This window comes from Corynebacterium sp. p3-SID1056, from assembly GCF_025152525.1.
Lineage (GTDB): Bacteria > Actinomycetota > Actinomycetes > Mycobacteriales > Mycobacteriaceae > Corynebacterium.
Genome location: NZ_JALXXL010000008.1, coordinates 90,113 through 110,156, shown reverse-complemented (window position 1 = coordinate 110,156; position 20,044 = coordinate 90,113). Strand labels below are relative to the sequence as shown.

Below are 20,044 nucleotides of genomic sequence, written 5' to 3'. Positions count from 1 at the left end.
CTAGCCGGTGGCCTGGCTACATGACGAGAAACGCCGCCCCTACACCAGCCCGCGAGCAGCCTCACGCGCGCTGCCGATCACGGCGGGCACGCCCACGCCGGCGACCCAGGCGCCGGCAACGCCAACGCCCGGGATATCCGCAAGCTCGTCCTTGACGCTGGCCACCGTCGCCAAGTGCGTTTCGTCGTAGCGCGGCAGGCCGCCGAACCAGCGCTGCACGAAGATCTCCTCCACGCCTGCCGCGCGCCCGTCGAAGCCGGTGATCGTCTTCAAATCGTCGAGGGCCCAATCCACCAGGTCGTCCTCGCTGGCGGTCATCGCCACGGTATCGCCGTAGCGGCCGAAGCTGGCGCGCACCAATGCGCCGCCGCGCTCCGCGAGGTGTGGCCACTTGCGCGAGGAAAGCGTAAACGCCTTGACGTGCACGTCCTTGGCGTCGGTGCTCACGAGTACGCCGGAGTTTTCGGGCAGGCCCTCGTCGGTCGCGAAGCGCAGGCCGACAACGGCGGAGTTGGCGAGCTTGACCGTGCGCAGCGTCTCGGCGGCCTCCGGGGCGATGCCGCGCAGCAGCAGCGCAGTCGTCGGTGCCGGCGTGGCCAGAAGAACACGGTCGTAGACGGTGTCCTCGCCGCCCTTGAGCCGGTAGCCTTCGCCCTCGCGGCTGATCGCGGAGATGAACGCGTCGACGTAGATATTGGCGCCGGACTTTTCGGCGAGCGCTTCGTAGAGTTCCTGGTAGCCCTCGCGGAACGTGGCAAAGATCGGTGCCGGCTTCCCCGAAGGAGCGGACTTTTTACGAGCCGCCTCCAGGTTGGCCACGGCGGTGGACAAGTGCACCGGGCCGTCGGCGGCCAGGCGGTCGAACTCCTCGGCCAGCTGTGGCACGGTGGCGCGCACACCCAGGTCGTCGGCGGTGCACGAGTACACGCCGCCAAGCAGGGAGGACACGATGTTGTCCACCACGTCGTCGCCGTAGCGCTCACGCACCAGGGTGCCGACGCTCATATCGCCGCCGACGGTCCATTCGAAGCCCTCGCGCTGTCCTTCCGTATCAATGCGGCGCGCCGTCTCCTCGCTCACCAGGTGTGCCACGGGTTCGGAGGTGGACGGGATGCCCATCATCCCTCCTGCCGGCATCGCGCGGGTCTCGCCGTCGACGTAGAGCAGCGAGCGCATGCCCGAGGGCGCGACCAGCGAGTCGGCAAGGCCCAGCTCATCGACGAGCTGCTTGGCCTCCGGGCGGCGCGCGATGAACGCTTCTGCGCCCATATCGGTCGGCCCGCCGTCAAAAGCCACGGTGTAGAGCTTGCCGCCGATGCGGTCGCTGCCCTCGTAGACGTCGACGGTGTGGCCGGAGCCCCGCAGCTCAAACGCTGCCGTCAACCCGGCAAGGCCTGCACCGACAATGGCGATATTCAATGGAGCACTCCTTCGCTTATGCTTCGTGGATCATTGCGACGGCGTCGGTGATCGCACCGGCGTCGGTGGTGGGCAGTACGCCGTGGCCGAGGTTGAAGATGTGGCCGGTCGCGGTGCCTGCCTCAATCGCGCGCGCGGCCTCGTCCTTGATGCGGCGGACCTCCTGCTCCACCACGTCGGGCCCAGCGAAGAGCATCGCGGGGTCGAGGTTGCCCTGCAGCACGCGCGGTGAGGTGAACCGGGTCGCAGCGACGTCGAGAGGCACGCGCCAGTCCACGCCCATCACCTCCGATCCCGCCTCGGACATCGCGCCAAGCAGCTCGCCAGTCGCCACGCCGAAGTGGATGCGCGGGATCACGCCCTCGACCTCCTTGAGGATCTCCGTCGAGTACGGCAGCACGTGCTCGCGGTAATCCGCCTCGGTGAGGAAGCCGGCCCAGGAGTCGAAGAGCTGCATCGCGTCAATGCCGGCGTCGACCTGCGTGCGCAAAAACGTCGTGATCGTGGGGACGAGGCGGCGCATCAGCGCGTGCCAGGTCTCCGGATCGCCGTGCATCATCGCCTTCGTCTTCTCGTGGTTCTTGCTCGGCCCGCCCTCGATGAGGTAGCTGGCCAGCGTAAAGGGCGCGCCGACAAAACCGATCAGGGCCTGGGTGTCGCTCAGCTCCCCCAGGATGATCTCGATGCCCTTGGCTACCTCGTCCACATTGTGCTCGAGCACGGGCAGCTTCTCGACGTCCGCACGCGTCCGAATCGCCTGCCCCATCACCGGCCCACGGCCGGGCACAATCTCCACGCCCACGCCGGCCGCCTTCAGCGGCACCACGATGTCGGAAAAGAGGATCGCCGCATCCATGTCGTGGCGGCGTACCGGCTGCAGCGTGATCTCTGCGAGCAGCTCCGGCATGAAGCAGGAATCGAGCATGGGGATGCCCTCGCGTACCTTGCGGTACTCGGGCAGCGAGCGGCCGGCCTGGCGCATAAACCACACCGGGGTGCGCGAAGGAGTGCGGCCGTTGGCAGCCTCAAGAAGCGGGGCGGAAGAAAGGTCGCGTCTGGTCATGGTCACCCAGCTTACGCGGGAAAAATTAGGCCGGGAAATGGCGCACGCGGACCGAACGCAACTCGATAACCAAAGAGCTGCCCAGCATCAGCGCCGTCGCGCCCACCGGGGGTAACACGCCGGCGATGGCTAAGAGCACCGCGACGAGGTTGTACGTCCAGGCCACCAGCATGTTGGAGTCGATGGTGCGGCACACCCGGCGCGAGAGCTCGACCAACTGCGGCACCGCGGTGACGTCGCGACGGATGAGCAGGACGTTGCACAGCTGATCCACCTTGCCGATGTCGGCGCCCAGGATGGCGTCGTCGGCGTACAGGATGCTCACGTCGGCCACGCGCAGGGTGCGCGCGGCCGTGTGGTCGCCCACCATCGCCACCGTGGCCCCCTTCGTATGCAAGGATCGCACCGCGTGCGGCTTGTCCGGGGCGGTAATGCCGGCGAGCACCTTCGAGATGCCCAAGAAGTCGGCGAAGCGGCGCGCCACCGGGTAGGTGTCGCGCGTGAGCATGACCGTTTCCGCCCCGATGGACTCCAGCCGGTCGATCGCCGTAATCGCGTCCGCCTTCGGCGGGTCGTACAGGGTGATCACGCCGCGATCGCGCCCCTTCCAGCGCACCACGACGGGCGTGCCCCCGGCCGTTGCCGCCAGCGAAAGGCGGCCTTTGAGCTGGGAGAGGTTTGTCGGGCGCCAGAGGATCGCCTCGAGGTTCTCGGTGTGCTGGTCCTCGTAGGTCAGCGTGAGGCGGCCGCGGACTGCACCGTCCGGTGTCGTGTCCTCCTGGCTCAGCTCGATCCAGGTCGGCCCGCCGTCTTGCTTGTCGCGCTTATCGCGCGCCTCGCGCGCCGCCTTGACCAGCGCGCGCGAGGAGGGGTGGTCGGACTCCACCGAAAGCGCACCCGCGACGGACAAGACGAGGTCCGGGTCCTCCCCGTACTCAGCGGTGACGGTCTCCACCGTCATCGTCGGCTCCACCAGGGTGCCCACCCGGTTAAACACCACCGCGTCGGTGGCTTCCAAGATGCGGAAGGTGGCACCGTCGCGCACCAGAATGCCGTTGCGGGCCGCGGACTCGATGCCCAGCCGGATGGCCAGCGCCGTCGAAATGGCAAGAGCGACTGGTGCCACCACGGCGAGGATCGCCAGGGCGGTGGCGAAGGCGGCGTTGACGTTGCCGGTGAGCAGCCACCACATGCCAAAGTCCAGCACGGCGAGCACGTACGCCGCCGGGATGAGCAGGCTCGCTGCCTGCGTCGACACCATGGTGGTGGCGTTTTGGTGGTGGGAGGCACGTTCCAGCCAACGGTTGACCGTGGACAAGCGGGTCGCGTGCCCCACGCGCGAAACGCGCATCTTCACCTTGCCTGTGCGCAAGATGGAGCCGGCGTAGACCTTGCTGCCGACTTTGAGGGTGCGGGACTCGTGGGCGTCGATAAGCTCGGGCTCCAGCTCGCCCGAACCACCGACCACTTCCCCATCTGCGGGGATGATCGCGCCCGGGACAATGACGATGTCGTCGCCGCGGTTGATCTCCGCGGCCGCCAGCGGCTCCTCGATCACCTTGCCGCTGCGCGAGCGGCGACGGACGAGGTACTCCGACTCCGAGTCCGGCACGCGCGCCGCAAGCTCCTGCTGCAAGTGCGGGCGCACGCGCATGCTGAAGAAGCGGCCGACCAAAAGCAGCGACGTCACGGCGCAGGCGACCTCGAAGAAGAGCGCCGGTTCTTCCGGCATGCGCAAGGGCAGCCACCCGCCGTAGTTGCGCCAGGTGAGTGTGCCTGCGTCGGTAAACACCAGCACCGCTGCGGACCACACGTAGGAGGCCAGAATGGCGAAGGAGCTGGCGCCGTCCAGCGCCGAGATGCCGCGGCGCACTCCGCCCGCCATCGCGCGGTGGAAGGGGAACGCGCACCACAGCGCCACCGGGGTGCTCAGCGCGAAGCAGGCCCACTGCCACCCGTCGAATTGCAGCGCGGAGACGTAGGTGAGCAGCAAGACGGGCAGCGTTAGCAGCACCGCCACCCACATGCGCAGCGGGGTGACCAGGTCGCGGGCGGTAAAGAGCACGTCCTCCTTCGCCCGCGAGCGCCGCGCCGCCTCTCCCGATCTGCGCACAAACCCTTGGGCGCGGGCGCGGCGCAGGCTCAGTTGCTCGTCGCGGCGCAGCTTCCGGCGGCGGCCGCTTAAGCCCCGCACACCGCGGCGCGGGGAGGGGCGCGTCGCAACGGTGCGGCCGAGCACGCTGCGGCGCAGCGTGGAATCCGTGAGCGTCGCCGTCACCCCGAAGCGCGCGAAGACCTCCTCGAGCTCCACAATCGATGTGGTGCTGGGGACCGTCACCCACGCGGTTTTCGTGCTGTAGACCAAGCGCGCGGAGACGCCTTCGAGCGCCTCGAGGGCCTCTTCAATCTCTTTGAGCTGGGGACCGTCTTCCAGCCCCTCCATCTCGAAGGCGTAGGAGGTGTTCGGGTACTGCGGGTTGCCGTCCGCGCCGATACGCGGGGAATCTACGTCGATGCCGCAGTCCCGTGCTGCCTCGCGGGCCGCATCGATGGACGCTTCCAGCGCGGCATGCTGCTCTTTGGTCATGGCTTACTGCCCTTCCACGTTGCGCCAGAGGTCGCCACTGCGCGCGTCGACAAAAGCGTTCGCCGCCGGGCGGAACGCGAAGAACAGGGCGGCGACGAGCAGCAGGGTGACAGCGAACGCCGACCAGCCAGCCACGCCGACGAAGAATCCGGCCAGGTTGACAAACACGGCTATTGCGACCGCCGCCGCAAACAGGCGGCGTGCGCCCTTCGAGCCGCGCTCGAAGAAGGCCGCGCAGCCGGCCACGACCAGCCCTAGCAGGATGTCTGCCCAGGCGACGATGCGCATGTTGGTGGCGAAGGCCTGCGCGAACTCCGCGTCCGCGTCCTTCGGGGCGCCGCTGGCAAGCATGAGCATGCCGCTGAGCAACAGCAGTACCGCAGCGACAAGCGCCACGTAATAGGCCGCGCGCAAGCTGCCGGGCCAGGTTGGGCCGGCCGTGGAGTGATACCGCCGGTTTCTGTCGTTGGGGTCAGCAACGAAGGTGGGAAACATTCCCGCCATGTGCGCTCCTTACTCGCCCTCTTGGCTGGGCTGCTTCTTCTGCTTCGGCTCCGCCCAGTCGACCGATTCCTTCCGGGTAGAGTAGAACAGTCCGAGCGCGCCCGCGACACCGAGGATGATTTGGATAACCCCGTCCGCGGCATAGAGTGCAACCGGCACCGTCGCAGAGGCCGGCGCCATCATGAACAGGCTCAGAATCCGCAAGGCGAAAAAGGCTGCAAACACCTGCAGCAGACGACGCGCGTTGGCCGCCCACTTCCCCCGCTTGGCCACCGTCCGCAGCGCGTAGGTGAACACGCCCAGGATGGTCAGCTGGATGAGCGCCATGAGCACAACCGAGCCGTACATGCCGAAGGTAAGCATCGCGTCGCTCAGCTCTTCGCCGCGCCCCTCGGCCGCCTGCTTGGCGCTCTCGCGCAACGCAGCCGGGTCGAGCACGGTAACGACGACGGTGAGGATCTGGTGCAGCAGTTCCCCGGCGATCATCACCGCCCAGCAGGCGAGCATGAGGCGCACCGACTCCGGCTGGGAGTCCTTCTTCCCGTGCGGGTCAGGCTGCGGCGCAGCCGCCGGAGCGATGTGGCTGGGCGACTGCGGGTTGTGTGGCGGGAGGCTCACCATAGGCGCTACCGAACTTCCTTTGCTGCTTCGATGGCGTAGTAGGTGAAGATCTGGTCCGCGCCGGCGCGCTTGATCGACGCCAGCGACTCCATCATCGTTTCCTCGAAGTCGATCCAGCCGTTGCGGCCGGCCGCCGCCATCATCGCGTACTCGCCGGAAACCTGGTAGGCCGCCACCGGTACCGGGGACATGTCGGCGATTTCGCGCAGCACGTCCAGGTACGGCAGGGCGGGCTTGACCATGACGAAGTCGGCGCCCTCATCGATGTCCAGCTGCGTCTCCAGGATCGACTCGCGGATGTTCGCCGGGTCCTGCTGGTAGGTACGGCGGTCGCCGGTCAGCGAGGAGCCCACCGCGTCGCGGAAGGGGCCGAAGAACTTGGAGGCGTACTTGGCGGAGTAAGCCATGATCGCCACGTCCTGGAAGCCGGCCGCATCGAGCGCCTCGCGGATCACGGCGACCTGGCCGTCCATCATGCCCGACGGGCTCACAATGTGGGCGCCGGCCTCGGCCTGCGCCACGGCCATCTTGGCGTACAGCGGCAGGGTCTTGTCGTTGTCCACGATCTCGTTGCCAAAGCGGTCGGTGCTCAGCGCGCCGCAGTGGCCGTGGTCGGTGAACTCGTCGAGGCAGGTATCCGCCATGATGAGCAGGTCGTTGCCGAACTCCTCGCGCAGCGCGCGCACGTTGCGGTTGAGCACACCGTTCTCGTCCCACGCGACCGAGCCGGTCGCGTCCTTGTCCTCATCCCGCGGCACGCCGAAGAGGTCGACGCACTTCACGCCGGCCTCGAGTGCCTCGTGGCACAGAGCCTTCAGCGTGTCCTTGGTGTGCTGGTAGACGCCGGGCATGGACGCGATCTCACGCTTGTCCTCGATGCCATCGGCGACAAACATAGGCAGGATGAAATCCTCCGGGTGCAGGCGCGTCTCCGCCGTAAACGCTCGCATCGCGGGGTTTTGGCGGAGGCGGCGGGGGCGGCGGGGCAAATCGTAGGTAGACATGGCCCCCATCATAGGCCCCGCGCCTTTTCGCTCCTACTCGCCGGAGGCTTTCGCCGGCTCCGCTTTCCGACGGGTGCGGCGCTTCTTGCGCGGCGGCGGCAGCTGGCCCGCCGCACGCAGGGAGGCGACGTGCGCCGCCAGGGCGTCGATAAGCGAGGGCACATCGGCGACCTCGGGCACGACATCGACGCGCAAGCCCTGCGCCTTGGCTTCCTCGGCCGTGTACGGGCCGATGCAGGCGATGATCGTGCGCTGGTGCGGCTTGCCCGCGATACCCACCAGGTTCTTCACCGTGGAAGCGGAGGTAAAACACACCGCGTCGAAGCCGCCGGTCTTGATCATGTCGCGGGTCTCCGGGGCCGGCGGGGCGGCGCGCACCGTGCGGTAGGCCACCACGTCGTCGACCTCCCAGCCCTTCTCCACCAGCCCGTCGACGAGCACATTCGTGCCCAGGTCGGCGCGCGGCAACAGGACGCGGGAGACCGGGTCGATATCCTCGACGTACTCGGGGAAGATCTCCACCATGCCCGCAGCGTTCTGCTTCGTGCGGTGCGGCACCAGCTCCGGGAACATGCCCAAAGCGCGCAGCGCGTCGGCGGTCTTCTGCCCCACCGCGCCCAGGTGCACCCCGGCAAAGGCGCGGGCGTCGAGGCCCAGCTGCTCAAACTTCTTCCACACCGCGTCGACCGCGTTGACGGAAGTAAACAGCACCCACTGGTAGCGGCCCTCCACGATGCCCTTGATCGCGCGGTCCATCTGCGCGGGGTTGCGCGGCGGTTCCAGCGAAATCGTCGGCACCGACTGCGGGATCGCGCCGTAGGAGCTCAGGCGGGCATTCATCGGGCCGGCCTGGTTCTTCGCCCGCGGCACGAGCACGCGCCAGCCGTAGAGCGGCCGGTTCTCCCACCAGGAGTACTTCGAGCGGTCGTCGGCAACGGTTCCCACCGTCACCACGAGCGAGCCCAGCAGCTCCGCGTCGAGCTTGCCCACCGTCTCGAGCGTGGCGTCGAAGGTGCGCTGCAGGCGGGTCGTGCCGTTCGTGGTCACCGCCACCGGGGTGGACGGCGCCATGTCGCGCGCCAGCAGCTGCTCCGCGATCTCGCCCAGCTGCGACTTCTGCGCCTGCAGCACCAGCGGTTCGGGGGCGGCGGCGAGCATGTCCCAGTCCACCTCTTGGGTCAGGTCAGCCTCGGTATAGGTCGAGCCCAGCGCGATGCCGGCGAAGGAGGGCACCGTCGAAGGCAGGCTCATCCCCGGCACCACCTGGAACTCGAGCCCGGCCGCCGCCACCGCAGAGATTTCTTCCATCACCTGGTCGCGGGTCAGCGGGTTGCCGCGCACGAGGCGCAGCACGTCGCCGTCGCCGGCCTCGCCGCGTTCGATGGCGGCGGCAGCCTCGTCGAGTGCATCTTTCAGCTTTGCGACGATCGCCTCACCGGAAAGCGCGACCTCCTCGATCTCGGCCGCGGTCGGGTCCTCGGGGCGCGGCGGCTTGCGGCGCGCGCCGGCCTCCTTCGCTTCGGCAACCAGGCGTGCATAAGCTTCGTCGGCGGCATCCATCTTCGCCTTCGGCACAGGCAAAGCGGCGGCGACGACGTCTCGGGCACCCTGAGCGACCTCCGGATCAACGAGGGCGATAGAATTGTTTTCCATCACCTCGCGGGCCCGCACGGTCAAAAGGTCAGGGTTGCCCGGTCCCGCACCGACGAAGATGACCTTCCCCGGCGGGGGCGTAATCGAGGGCAATGTCATAGAACGATCTTTTCTAAGGCGCGAAATAGTAGCCCCGGCGGCACACGCGCAAAACGCGCAGCATGCAAGGAGCCACCCGCAAACACCTTCCGGTGCCTTGTGTGGCCCCCAGTTGCGTCGGGGCAATCCGACGTATGGTAACTACACCTTAAGATGCAAGACCGCTGAAAACAAAACTCGTGACGCTATTCCATGAGTTCCTTGGCGCCGCGCGCGACAAGCGCCTCCGCCGCGCGGGTGCCAACTGCTACCGCATCGGTGCCGGTCACGGTCTCAACGAGCTGGGTCTTACCGTCGAGCGCGAACACGCCGGCGCGCAAGGTCAGCTCGCCGTTTTCCTTCCGCGTCGCGTACGCCGCAACCGGGGCGGTGCAGCCAGCCTGCAGCGTGGCGAGCACCTGCCGCTCGGCCGCCGCGCACGCGGTCGCATCTTCGTCGACAAGCGCGTCAAGCGCGCGCACGTTCTCCGCATCCGCGGCGCGGCATTCCACCGCGAGCGCCCCCTGCGCCGGGGCTGGCAGCAGGGTCTCGGGCGCAAAGACCTCGGTGGCGCGGTCCGCGTAGCCGCCGCGGCTCAGGCCCGCGTACGCCAGGATGATGGCGTCGAGCTCGCCGCGCTCCACGTAGCTCATCCGCGTCTCAATGTTGCCGCGCAGCGGGCGAATGTCCAGGTCGGGGCGCAGCGCGCGCAGCTGGGAGACGCGCCGCGGCGCCGAGGTGCCGACCTTCGCGCCCTGCGGCAGCTGTGCAAGCGTCAGCCCGTCGCGCGCGATGAGCGCCTCGCGGCGGTCCTCCCGCTGCGGGGTGATCAGGTGCAGGCGCGGATCCGGCGCGGTGGGCAGGTCCTTGAAGGAGTGCACGGCCACGTCCACCTCGCCGCCGGCGAGCGCGTCGCGCAGCGCCGTGGTAAACACGCCGACGCCAATGCGCTCGACCGGGGACATGTTCACGTCGCCCGCCGTGGTCACGATGTGCAGTTCGGCCTCGACCCCGTTGGCGATGAGCGCGTCGCGCACGTGGCCTGCCTGGGTGGTGGCGAGGTGGGATCCGCGCGTTCCAATCTTGAGCATCAGTTCTCCTTCGCGTGCATTTCTTCCGGCCGCGGCAAGTGCTGCGCATCCACGGCCACCGACGATCCGCCGAGCCCGAAGAGCTCCTCGATCGCGGTTTCCACGCTGACCGTCTCGGCGGTGGCGGCCAGCTCTTTGATCTTGACTGTCGGCGTGTGCAAAAGCTTATCGACGACACGCTTCACCGACCTGGCGACCTGCTCAAAGTCCTGCTCGGAAAGCTCGGGCAGGCGCGCCCGCAGGCGGGTCAGCTCCTGCGCTTGGACCTCGTTGGCCGTGCGCCGCAGCCGGGTCACCGCGGGCGCGACCTCGCGGACGCGCTGCTCGGAGCTAAACGCGTCGACTTCCTCGCGCACGATTGCTTCGGCCTTGACCAGCGCACGCGAGTCCTCCGTGTCCGCGTCCCGCAGCGAGGCATGGAGCGACTCGATATTGACCAGGTGCACGCCCTCGCGCTTGGTCACCGCGTCGTCGATATCGCGCGGCAGGGACAGATCCACCAGCATCGTCGGGCCGGAGAGATCCTCCGGAGTAATGGTGAAGTCGTCCGAGGCAGTCGCGGAAACCGTAATGTCAGCGCGGCCGATCGCCCCTGCCCGGGCGTTGAAGTCCACCACCTCGGCGGCCACCCCCGCCTCGCGCGCGTGCTCTGCTACCCGCTCGGCGCGCGAACGCGTGCGGTTGGCGATGATCAGCCGGTCAATCCCCTGCTTGCCCAGGTGCGTGGCCGCCAGCGAGCTCATCGCCCCGGCCCCCAACACGAGCGCGGTGCGCTCGCGGAAGTCGTCGATGCCCAAGATGCGCCGGGCCTCGTCGAGGGCGAAGGTGACCATCGACGCCCCGGAATCATCAATGCTCGTCTCCGAGTGCACACGCTTACCGGTGTGCAGCGCCGTCTGCGCCAAAGAGTGCAAGGTGGGCCCCACCGTGCCGCGCTCTGCCGCATCGAGGTAGGAGGCGCGCACCTGGCCGATGATCTGCTGCTCCCCCACCACCATCGAATCTAAGCCCGCGGCCACGGTAAACATGTGCTCGGCGGCAGCATCCGCGTAGCGCACGTACAGGTAGCCGCGCAGCTCGTCCTCCGGAACCCCGGAGACCCGCGCGAGCACCGTCAGCACGTCTTCCACCCCGGAGTGGAAGGCGGTGGCCACCGTGTAGACCTCGAGCCGGTTGCAGGTGGAAATAATCATCGCCTCGGTCAACGAAGGCTGCTGCACCAGCGATGCGGCAGTGTCGTGTTGCACCTTCTCGTCCATGCTGAGGCGCTCCAGCAGCGCCACGGGCGCAGAACGGTGCGACATCCCTACGACGAGCACACTCACACAATCACTCCAGTCAGACCTTCCCCTGCCAGAAAATCAAACTAAAGGATACCCCGCTATGACTTCAGTTCCGCGACGAGGTCGTCGGAGTCGACCTCCCAGCAGGCAAACTCCTCGCCGTCGATCACCACGACCGGCACGTGGTCGCCGTACTCGGCGGCCAGCTCGGGGGCCGAGTCGACGTCGACAAGCGAAAGCTTTGCGCCGCACTCGCGCACCAGCGGGCGGATCTGCTCCGCCACGCGCACGCACGACCCGCATCCCTCGCGCACCATCAGCTCCACGTGCTTGCCCATCGCTCCTCCTGACCGAATCTGACTCAAGCGGTACGATATTCCAAGCTAACACCCACAGCGGAAGGCACAGCGAAAGGTGAGGACATGAGCGAACACGGCGACCTGCTCGCCGCGTGGTCCGTTTCCCACGGCAACCTGCGGCGTTTCCTCGAGGATCTCGCCGTGCGCCCGCTTGACGACGAAGCGCAGCGCACCGCCGGCGAAGCCGCCGCCGCAGCCGCCGTCGAGGAAACCTTCGGCCTCGCGATCGACGACTTCGCCCTGGGCGTCGACTCCGTCGGCGGGGCCTTTGCCACCGCCGGTGCCTCCACCATCACCCCGCCCGACCCGGATGTACCCCAGGATGCAGGTGCCGCCGCCTTCTTCGACGTGGACAACACGCTCATCCAGGGTTCCTCGCTCATCCTGCTCGCCGAGGGGCTGGCCAGGCGCCGCTTCATTACCGCCAGCGAGCTCATCCCGGCCCTGGTCAAGCAGCTGCGTTTCCGGCTGCGCGGGGCGGAGAGCCACGACGACATCGCCTCCGGCCGCGAGCACGCGCTGAGTCTGGTCAAGGGCAAGCGCGTCGACGAGCTGCAGTCGCTGTGCCGCGAGATCGTCGACCGCCAGATCGTGGGCAAGGCCTACCAGGACACCATCGAGCTGGCAGCCATGCACATCGCCGCAGGCCAGCAGGTGTGGCTCGTGTCCGCCACGCCGGTGCAGATCGGCCAGGCGCTTGCGGAAAGGCTCGGCTTTACCGGCGCGCTCGGAACCGTGGCGGAAGAAGAGGACGGGGTGTTCACCGGCCGGCTCGTCGGCGATATTCTGCACGGGCCCGGAAAGCGCCACGCGGTGGCCGCGCTGGCCGCTATCCAGCGCCTTGACCTGGAAAAGTGCACCGCCTACTCCGACAGCATCAACGACCTGCCGATGCTGGGCATGGTGGGTTCCCCCGTGGCGATCAACCCCGACCGTGCGCTGCGCCGCCACGCGCGCGAGGCCGGCTGGGCCATCCGCGAGTACCGGCCGATGCGCAAGCTCGCCCGGAATCGCGTTGCGCTTGGGGCCGTTGTGGCTGGTGTGGTTGCTTTGTCGTGTGGACTCGTGGCGGGCCGTGAAAAATTTCACGTATGACCATTTGGCGACCTGGGGGAACGAGGAATCCACCCCGGGACTGATGCGCGATTCCTCACGCGGACAGCAAAACACCCGCCCCAGCGCGGTGGGACGGGTGCACAGGCATAAGCTTACTTGCCCAGCTTGCGGCGCTGCACGCGGGTGCGACGCAGCATCTTGCGGTGCTTCTTCTTGGACATGCGCTTGCGGCGCTTCTTGATAACAGAACCCATGAGGCTTCCTCATTTCTCGTGTACGTACAGTGCGAGTCAGCGCGACCACCATCCCCGCGTAGGCGGGGCTAGCGGGCCAGCACGAGGTGCACGCTCTGCCGGGCGCGCGCCAACATCAATGGTTGACAGCATACAGTCCGGCGCGCCGCGACCAAAAATCCGGCGCCGTGCACCCATGACTCTTGGGAACCCGACGCCGGAGGGATTGGTAGCGCTTCGCGCAGTGCTTTACCCCACGTCGTAGACGGAGGACTCGAGGTACTCGTTGACCGCGGTCTCGTTCACGCGGAAGGACCGACCCACGCGCACTGCCGGCAGCTCGCCGGAGTGCACCAGGCGGTACACCGTCATCTTCGAAACGCGCATGATCTCAGCGACCTCTGCGACTGTCAGAAACTTACCTTTATCTTCGTTTGCCATGAAATATTTAACCCTTCAGCACGGTCGCGCTGTAGGCTTCCCCTCCCACAGGACGAACACGCACGTGCTTGAACCACCCTATCGTGAAACTAGGGCCAAATGCGACTCAAGTGCCAAAATTTTTCAGAGTGTTTCCAGTCGACCCCAACACACTCGTGTGAAAGGTGGGGCGAACGCAGCGCCGACCTACTTACGCCCCATCTCCGCCGAGCGCTCCGCGCACGCCTCCGTCGCCCGGTACAGCGCACCGCGCAGCCCGGATTCCTCCAGCTCGCGGATCGCCGCAACAGTGGTGCCCGCCGGCGAGGACACGCCCGCCCGGAGCGCGGCCGGGTCCGGTGTGCGCTCCAGCATGGCACCTGCGCCCGCGGCGGTGGCGGAGGCGAGTTCGGCGGCAAGGTCGCGGGGCAGGCCGAGGGACACGCCGGCGTCGACAAGCGCTTCGGCGAGCAAGAAGAAGTAGGCCGGGCCCGAGCCGGAAAGCGCGGTGACCGCATCCAGCTGGCTCTCCTTGACCTCGACGTACGTGCCGGCGGCCGAAAGCAGCTCGGCGATCTGTTCGCGCTGCTCATCGTCGACAAAGCGTCCGAAAGCGGCGGCGAGGACGCCCTTGCCCACCAGCATCGGGGTGTTCGGCATCACGCGCACAATCGGCGCGCCCGCCGAGGAGACCGCCTCCTCCATCGCGTGCAGGCAGATCCCCGCCGCCATCGACACCAACACCGGCTGCGTGTCAGCGTCGGCGATATCGGTGCTCACATCCTCCAAAAGCTCCAGGATCTGGTGCGGCTTCACGCACAGAAAGACCACGTCCGCCTCCGCGACGGCACCGTTATTGTCGTCCGTGACTTGCACGCCGTAACGCTCGGCGAGCTCCTGCCCGCGCTCCACGGTGCGGTTCGTCGCCGTGATCCGCTTCGGGTCGATCCCGCTGGCCACCAGGCCCGCCAGGAGGGACTCGCCGATGCTTCCCGCACCGATGATTGCGATCCGGCCGCGAAACGCGGGCGCGGAAGGCTCTGCCTGCTGCTCCGCAGCCTCTTCGCGCTCGTTCGTCGCCGTGCTCGTAGACATGGTTGTGCTGTGTTCCATGCTGCACAGCGTAAACCCTCCGACCAAGCACGCGCTCGGCGGAGGGCAAAAAGAGTGCGTTGCGCCAGCTAGATCAGGGCCGGACCGAAGGCCATCACTGCGGCGGCAATGGCAGCCATGGACACCGTCAACGCGTCGTTGCCGGTGCGCAGCGCCTTGACACCGAAGATCACCGCAACCACGGCGACAATGCCGGCGATAATAGCCACGGCCGTCGCCGCGTGTGCCCAGATCCACTGGAAGGCCAAAAAGCCCAGCACCCCGAGGATCAGCCCGCAGAACACGAGCAGCACCAGCATGATCGGGTTGATCGAGTCGTCTCCATCTTCCACCTCGGCCGGCACTGTGGAGTCTGCGGCCGCAGACTTTTTGCGGTCCGCCAGGTCTGCTGAGTCTGCCGAGTCCGCGGCGGCGGACTTTTTGGGCGCTTCCTCGACGACCGGGATCTTGCCCGTCGCCTCTGCGTCCTCGGTCGGCTTTGCGGGTGCCTCCGGCTTCACCTTGACCGGGCGCGACACCCCGCCGGATTCCACCTTGCGCAACACCGCAGTGTCGCCTGCCGACGGCGCGGGCGCATCCTTGCTCTGCGCCGGGCGCTTCACCTCTACCTTTTCCACCTCGACCTTGCGCGGGGTGGAAGCAGCGGAGTCCGCGGCCGCGGACTTGTTCTTCTCCTTCGCGGGGGCCTGCTCCTCAGGCGGGTCGATCGGCACGCTCGAATGCTTCGATTCCTGCGGCCGAGCGTCCACTCGCTTCAGGGAGCCGGTGAGCTCAGCAACCGAGACGCCGCCGTCTTCCAAGCTCCGGCGACGCCGACGGCGCTTGCCCGCCTCGGGGTTATCCTTCTGGGCCCGGGCGAGCAGCTCCGCAACTGTCAGCTGCTGATCCTCAGACATTAGGCGTGGTCTCCTTCGTCATCTCCTGGGGCAAGTCCCTGGTCAATCCGCTTCAGAATGACGCCTTCGCGCAACGCCCAAGGACAGATCTCTAACTTATCAAGATTAAGGGCTCGCATGGCAGCTTCTGCGACCAGGGCCCCTGCAACGATCTGGTGAGAGCGATCCGCGTTGATGCCTTCCAGCTCAGCGCGGTCGGCTGCGGTCATCCGCGAGATGAAGGCAATCAGCTGACGCAGACCGGGCGCGGTCAGCGTGCGCTGCACGTATGGGCCCGCCGAGGAGGGCGCAGCACCGGTCAAGCGCGCCAAGGAGCGAAAGGTCTTGGAGGTGCCGACGGCCAAGCCGACCTCGCCCAGCGCGTGGAACTTTTCCGCCGGGCCCGCCAGCTCCGCGTCGATGTAGTCGCGTAACGCGTTGATCTTCTTCCGCTCCGGCGGATCCGTTTCGAACCACTCGTGGGTCAAACGCCCGGCACCCAGGTCGAGCGAGACGGCCAGGTCCGGCACCTCTTCAGAGCCGGTGGACAGCTCGAGCGAGCCACCCCCGATGTCCAAGTTGGTGATCCGGCCGGCGGACCAGCCGTACCAGCGGCGCACCGCCTGGAAGGTCGTGCGGGCCTCCTCCTCGCCGGAGATGACCTTGAGGGCAACCCCCGTCTTCTTCTCCACCTTCTTCAGCACGGCCTCAGAGTTCGTCGCCGAACGCACCGCGGAAGTAGCGAAGGCGAGCAGCTCGTCGCACTTGAGGTTCTCGCTCAAGCCGCGGGCCTCGTCCACTGCGTCGATAAGCTTGTCGACGCCCTTATCCTCGATGTTGCCTTCCGCATCAAGCTGCTCCACGAGCCGCAGCGGCTGCTTCCAGTCACTCATCGGGGTGGGGCGACCACCCGCGTGTGCATCCACCGCCACCAAATGCACGGTGTTGCTGCCTACGTCTAATACACCTAATCGCACACCACCAGGGTAATGGGTCTACGGTGTTGAGGTGTGAATCAACCAGCCTCCAATGAAGTTTTTCTTGGATTTCCCGCCACTTCACCGGCCGGCAAATCCATCCAGGCAGGACGGGAAACCACCCCGGATTTCCCCCGCGAATGGTTTGAATTCGTCCACCCCGACGACCCCACCCACTACTTCAGCCTGGACCTGACCTGGCTGGAATCTACCTGGTCATGCCGCTTCGGCACGCCCGAGTGCTTGGGTATCGACGAGAGCTTCCCCGTCGTCGGCTGCTGCATCCACGGCGCCTACATCGCCGACGAAACCGATCGCGACGACCTCTACAACGCCGTCGCAGAAATGCCAGCAAAATACTGGCAGCTGCGCCCGGCGGAGACCGACTCCTACATCGCCAACGCCGACCCCACCGTGCTCGAGCCCTGGCTGGAATGGGACGACACAGAAGAAGAGGACGACGGCCCGCACATCAAGACCCGCGTGGTGGATGGGGCCTGCATCTTCGCCAACCGCACTACCGACGGCACCGGGCCGGGGTGCGCGCTGCACCAGTGGGCCGTGGCGGAAGGCCGCAACATCATCGGCTCCAAGCCAGAGGTGTGCTGGCAGGTCCCCTTCTCCCGGGAGGACGCCTACGAAGAGCGCTCCGACGGGGAGGAAATCCTGCGCACCACCATCGGCGAGTACGACCGCCGCCAGTGGGGCGGGGGCGGCGAGGACTTCGACTGGTGGTGCACCAGCGCCCCCAGCTGCCACGCCCCGCGGGGCGAGGGCGCGGCGACCCCGGTGTGGCAATCCATGAAGGACGAGCTCACCGCACTCATCGGCGAAAAACCCTACGAGGTTGTGGCACGCCACTGCGCCGCGCGAGCAAAAGTCCCGGCCGAGGCGAAATCCATCCACCCCGCGGCTGGCGCCGCAGCGGCGAATAACGTTTAAGCCTCGAACTTGTAGCCCAGGCCGCGCACCGTCACCAGCTGCTTAGGCTTCGACGGCTCCTCTTCGATCTTGGTGCGCAAGCGCTTGACGTGCACGTCCAGGGTCTTGGTGTCGCCGACGTAGTCCGCGCCCCAGATCCGGTCGATGAGCTGGCCGCGGGTCAGCACCCGGCCGGCGTTGCGCATCAGGTACTCCAGCAGGTCGAATTCCTTGAGGGGCATGGGGACCGCTGCCCCGTCGATAAGCACGGTGTGCCGCTCGATGTCCATCTTGACGCGGCCGCCCTCCAGGATCTCTGCACCGCCGGACTGCGAGGTGTCCCCCTCGCCGCCGCGGCGCAGCACCGCACGGATGCGCGCGATGAGCTCACGGGTGGAATACGGCTTGGTCACGTAGTCGTCCGCGCCGAGCTCCAGGCCCACCACCTTGTCAATTTCGGTGTCACGGGCAGTGACCATAATGATCGGCACCATCGACGTCGCGCGAATGCTCTTGCACACCTCCGTGCCGCTCATGCCCGGCAGCATGAGGTCTAAAAGCACCAGGTCAACATCATTGGCGGCAAAAGAGTCCAGCGCGCTCGGCCCATCTGGCGCAACGAGCGTGTCAAAGCCCTCCTTCTGCAAGAGATACGCCAAGGGATCAGCCAAAGATTCTTCGTCTTCAACGATGAGAATGGTGGTCACTGTTGTTCCTTACATCTTCCTAGCTCTGCATCGGATGCTGCTCAGCCGTCATCCGGCGCCGAGCGGCACGCGCCGGAGACTTCGCGTCCGCCTCGCCCTGCGCACCCACGGCCCGCGGCTGCGCCCCAGAATCTCCTGCGTCTGCTGAGTCTGCTGTGCCTACAGAGGAGCGCTCCGGGTCGAAGATGGGCAGCTCGATGGTGAACGTCGACCCCGTGCCAGGACGGGACCATAGCTTGATGTTACCCCCGTGGTTCGCCACCACGTGCTTGACGATGGCCAGGCCAAGCCCAGTGCCCCCAGTACTGCGCGAGCGCGCCTTGTCCACACGGTAAAAGCGCTCAAAAACGCGCTTCTGGTCTTCCGGCGCGATCCCGATGCCCCGGTCCGTGACGCGCAGGTGGAGCACCGTGCCCCGCATCACCTTCTGCGTCACGCTCACCGGTTGCCCGTCCGGCGAATAGTTAATCGCGTTGGAAACCAGGTTCGACACCGCTGCCGTCAACAGCGAGCGGTCCCCCAGCACATGCAGCCCGGTGCGCTCGCCGCGGATCAACTCAATGTCGCGGTTCTCGGCGGTGACGTGGTTGCGCTCTATCGCGTCGTCGATGATCTCGTCGATGCGCACCGGCGACATGTCCGGCAGGGCTTCCGCCCCCTGCAACTTCGACAGAGCGATCAGGTCGGTAATCATCTCGCCCATCCGCTGCGCCTCGTTTTGCAGTTTTGTGCCGAAGTAGTCCACCATCTCCACATCGGCGGGGTCTTCCATCAGCGCTTCAGCCAACAGGGCCATGCCCCCGACCGGCGTTTTCAGCTCGTGGGACACGTTGGCGACGAAATCGCGGCGCGCGTTTTCCATGCGTACGTTCTCCGATTCGTCGGTCACGTACACCGCAGCGTAGGTATTTTGCGTGAGCGTCAGCGGCTTGATCACCGCGCGGACATTTCTGATCCGGCTGCCGGTGGCGCGCTGCGGCAGGTCCAGGTTGAGCACGCGCTCCTCCTGGTCCTCGAAGACCTCGACTGCGACCGACCACACTTCGGGGTTGACCGTCCCGTCGTGCACGATCGACATGTCGTGAGCGCGCGCGTTGGATAACGCCACGCGCCCGGAGCGCTCCACCACCGCAACGCCGGTGGTGGAGCCCTGAATAGCCAGGTGGTACATCTGGCTGATCGAGCTGGTCTCCTCGTGAAGCTCCGCGTTGTAGTCGCTATTGCGCTCACGCCAACGCAGCGCTCGCCGCACCAGTGGTGCTGCGAGCGCTGCAACAGCGATGCCCAGCAGAAAGGCGATCAATGGGCTCATACAAACAGCAGTGCGCTGACTACTTCTGGCCCTGGTTTGCCACGGCTGCGGCACCGGCGGCGGCCGCCTCCGGGTCCAGGTACGTGCCACCCGGGTTCAGCACCTTGCCGTCCGCGTCGATCTCGTAGACAAGCGGCATGCCGGTTGGGATGTTCAGGCCCGCAATCTCTTCCTCAGAGATGTTGTCCAGGTACTTCACCAGCGCGCGCAGCGAGTTGCCGTGCGCGGCAACCATGACGTTCTTGCCCGCGAGCACCTCCGGCAGGATCACGTCGATGTAGTACGGCAGGAAGCGAGCCACGACGTCCTGCAGGCACTCGGTGCGCGGCACCTCCGGCAGGAAGGCGTAGCGCACATCGTGCGTCTGCGAGTACTCGTTTTCCGGGTCGATCTCCGGCGGCGGGGTGCCGTAGGAACGGCGCCATGTCATGAACTTTTCCTCACCGAACTCCTCGCGGATCTCAGCCTTGTTCAGCCCCTGCAGCTTGCCGTAGTGGCGCTCGTTGAGACGCCAGTTGCGGTGCACCGGGATCCAGTGGCGGTCGGCGGCGTTCAGCGCGATGTTGGCGGTACGGATCGCGCGGCGCAGCAGCGAAGTGAACACCACGTCGGGCTCGACGCCGTGCTCCTTCATCAGCTTGCCTGCATTCACCGCTTCCTGCTCGCCCTGCTCTGTCAGGTTCACATCGACCCAGCCGGTGAACTGGTTGGACTTGTTCCACTCGCTTTGCCCGTGACGGACAAGAATCAGCTTTCCGTTGCTCATAT

20 protein-coding genes are annotated in these 20,044 nt (G+C 66.8%); 2 read left to right on the top strand and 18 right to left on the bottom strand.

Going from position 1 to position 20,044, the window contains the following annotated elements; genetic code table 11:
- Positions 1-39: 39 nt before the first annotated feature.
- The 10 genes from M3G14_RS08555 to M3G14_RS08510 form a co-directional block, all read right to left on the bottom strand.
- Complete coding sequence (locus M3G14_RS08555) at positions 40-1,419, bottom strand: protoporphyrinogen oxidase (protein ID WP_259926114.1); 1,380 nt, start codon at positions 1,417-1,419, stop codon at positions 40-42.
- A gap of 16 nt (positions 1,420-1,435) precedes the next feature.
- Positions 1,436-2,482, bottom strand: a complete 1,047-nt coding sequence (gene hemE, locus M3G14_RS08550) for a uroporphyrinogen decarboxylase (protein WP_259926113.1) — start codon at positions 2,480-2,482, stop codon at positions 1,436-1,438.
- Positions 2,483-2,507: 25 nt separating this feature from the next.
- Positions 2,508-5,069 carry a cation-translocating P-type ATPase gene (locus M3G14_RS08545; protein ID WP_259926112.1) on the bottom strand — a complete coding sequence of 854 codons (2,562 nt, stop codon included), beginning with the start codon at positions 5,067-5,069 and terminating at the stop codon, positions 2,508-2,510.
- A gap of 3 nt (positions 5,070-5,072) precedes the next feature.
- On the bottom strand, positions 5,073-5,573 hold the full coding sequence (locus M3G14_RS08540; RefSeq protein WP_259926111.1) for a hypothetical protein: 501 nt from the start codon (positions 5,571-5,573) through the stop codon (positions 5,073-5,075).
- 9 nt (positions 5,574-5,582) lie between these two features.
- On the bottom strand, positions 5,583-6,194 hold the full coding sequence (locus M3G14_RS08535) for a hypothetical protein (RefSeq protein WP_259926110.1): 612 nt from the start codon (positions 6,192-6,194) through the stop codon (positions 5,583-5,585).
- 5 nt (positions 6,195-6,199) lie between these two features.
- Positions 6,200-7,198 (bottom strand): porphobilinogen synthase, encoded by a 999-nt coding sequence (hemB, locus tag M3G14_RS08530; RefSeq protein ID WP_259926109.1) that lies wholly within the window; start codon positions 7,196-7,198, stop codon positions 6,200-6,202.
- 33 nt (positions 7,199-7,231) lie between these two features.
- Complete coding sequence (locus M3G14_RS08525; RefSeq protein ID WP_259926108.1) at positions 7,232-8,950, bottom strand: bifunctional uroporphyrinogen-III C-methyltransferase/uroporphyrinogen-III synthase; 1,719 nt, start codon at positions 8,948-8,950, stop codon at positions 7,232-7,234.
- A 185-nt stretch (positions 8,951-9,135) separates the two neighbouring features.
- Positions 9,136-10,020 (bottom strand): hydroxymethylbilane synthase, encoded by an 885-nt coding sequence (hemC, locus tag M3G14_RS08520; RefSeq protein ID WP_259926107.1) that lies wholly within the window; start codon positions 10,018-10,020, stop codon positions 9,136-9,138.
- Positions 10,020-11,345 (bottom strand): glutamyl-tRNA reductase, encoded by a 1,326-nt coding sequence (locus tag M3G14_RS08515; protein ID WP_259926106.1) that lies wholly within the window; start codon positions 11,343-11,345, stop codon positions 10,020-10,022. The genes hemC and M3G14_RS08515 overlap by 1 nt, the downstream gene beginning before the upstream one ends.
- Positions 11,346-11,401: 56 nt before the next feature.
- Positions 11,402-11,641 carry a glutaredoxin family protein gene (locus M3G14_RS08510; protein WP_259926105.1) on the bottom strand — a complete coding sequence of 80 codons (240 nt, stop codon included), beginning with the start codon at positions 11,639-11,641 and terminating at the stop codon, positions 11,402-11,404.
- An 84-nt stretch (positions 11,642-11,725) separates the two neighbouring features.
- Here M3G14_RS08510 and M3G14_RS08505 point away from each other — a divergent pair, with 84 nt between their 5' ends.
- Complete coding sequence (locus M3G14_RS08505) at positions 11,726-12,757, top strand: HAD family phosphatase (protein WP_259926104.1); 1,032 nt, start codon at positions 11,726-11,728, stop codon at positions 12,755-12,757.
- Positions 12,758-12,870: 113 nt separating this feature from the next.
- Here the strand turns inward: M3G14_RS08505 and M3G14_RS08500 are convergent, their stop codons facing one another.
- From M3G14_RS08500 to M3G14_RS08480, 5 genes are all read right to left on the bottom strand, one after another.
- Positions 12,871-12,972, bottom strand: coding sequence for a 30S ribosomal protein bS22 (locus M3G14_RS08500; RefSeq protein WP_003855542.1), 102 nt, complete (start codon positions 12,970-12,972; stop codon positions 12,871-12,873).
- 228 nt (positions 12,973-13,200) lie between these two features.
- Positions 13,201-13,392 carry a helix-turn-helix domain-containing protein gene (locus tag M3G14_RS08495; protein WP_038588022.1) on the bottom strand — a complete coding sequence of 64 codons (192 nt, stop codon included), beginning with the start codon at positions 13,390-13,392 and terminating at the stop codon, positions 13,201-13,203.
- Positions 13,393-13,578: 186 nt separating this feature from the next.
- Positions 13,579-14,484, bottom strand: coding sequence for a pyrroline-5-carboxylate reductase (gene proC, locus M3G14_RS08490; RefSeq protein ID WP_259926103.1), 906 nt, complete (start codon positions 14,482-14,484; stop codon positions 13,579-13,581).
- 68 nt (positions 14,485-14,552) lie between these two features.
- Positions 14,553-15,380 carry a hypothetical protein gene (locus M3G14_RS08485; protein ID WP_259926102.1) on the bottom strand — a complete coding sequence of 276 codons (828 nt, stop codon included), beginning with the start codon at positions 15,378-15,380 and terminating at the stop codon, positions 14,553-14,555.
- Positions 15,380-16,336 carry a Ppx/GppA phosphatase family protein gene (locus M3G14_RS08480; RefSeq protein WP_259926101.1) on the bottom strand — a complete coding sequence of 319 codons (957 nt, stop codon included), beginning with the start codon at positions 16,334-16,336 and terminating at the stop codon, positions 15,380-15,382. Before M3G14_RS08480 ends, M3G14_RS08485 begins: the two co-directional genes overlap by 1 nt.
- A gap of 33 nt (positions 16,337-16,369) precedes the next feature.
- On the opposite strand from M3G14_RS08480, the gene M3G14_RS08475 reads away from it, so the two are divergent.
- The gene (locus tag M3G14_RS08475; RefSeq protein ID WP_259926100.1) at positions 16,370-17,278 is read left to right on the top strand and encodes a hypothetical protein; all 909 of its coding nucleotides are present in this window, start codon (positions 16,370-16,372) and stop codon (positions 17,276-17,278) included.
- On the opposite strand, the gene M3G14_RS08470 is transcribed toward M3G14_RS08475, so the two are convergent.
- From M3G14_RS08470 to M3G14_RS08460, 3 genes are read right to left on the bottom strand one after another with little or no spacing between them, the layout of a single operon-like run.
- Positions 17,275-17,964, bottom strand: a complete 690-nt coding sequence (locus M3G14_RS08470; RefSeq protein ID WP_259926099.1) for a response regulator transcription factor — start codon at positions 17,962-17,964, stop codon at positions 17,275-17,277. The genes M3G14_RS08475 and M3G14_RS08470 overlap by 4 nt on opposite strands.
- 19 nt (positions 17,965-17,983) lie before the next feature.
- Positions 17,984-19,276, bottom strand: a complete 1,293-nt coding sequence (locus tag M3G14_RS08465; RefSeq protein WP_259926098.1) for a cell wall metabolism sensor histidine kinase WalK — start codon at positions 19,274-19,276, stop codon at positions 17,984-17,986.
- 19 nt (positions 19,277-19,295) lie between these two features.
- The gene (locus M3G14_RS08460) at positions 19,296-20,042 is read right to left on the bottom strand and encodes a phosphoglyceromutase (protein WP_259926097.1); all 747 of its coding nucleotides are present in this window, start codon (positions 20,040-20,042) and stop codon (positions 19,296-19,298) included.
- Positions 20,043-20,044: the final 2 nt, after the last annotated feature.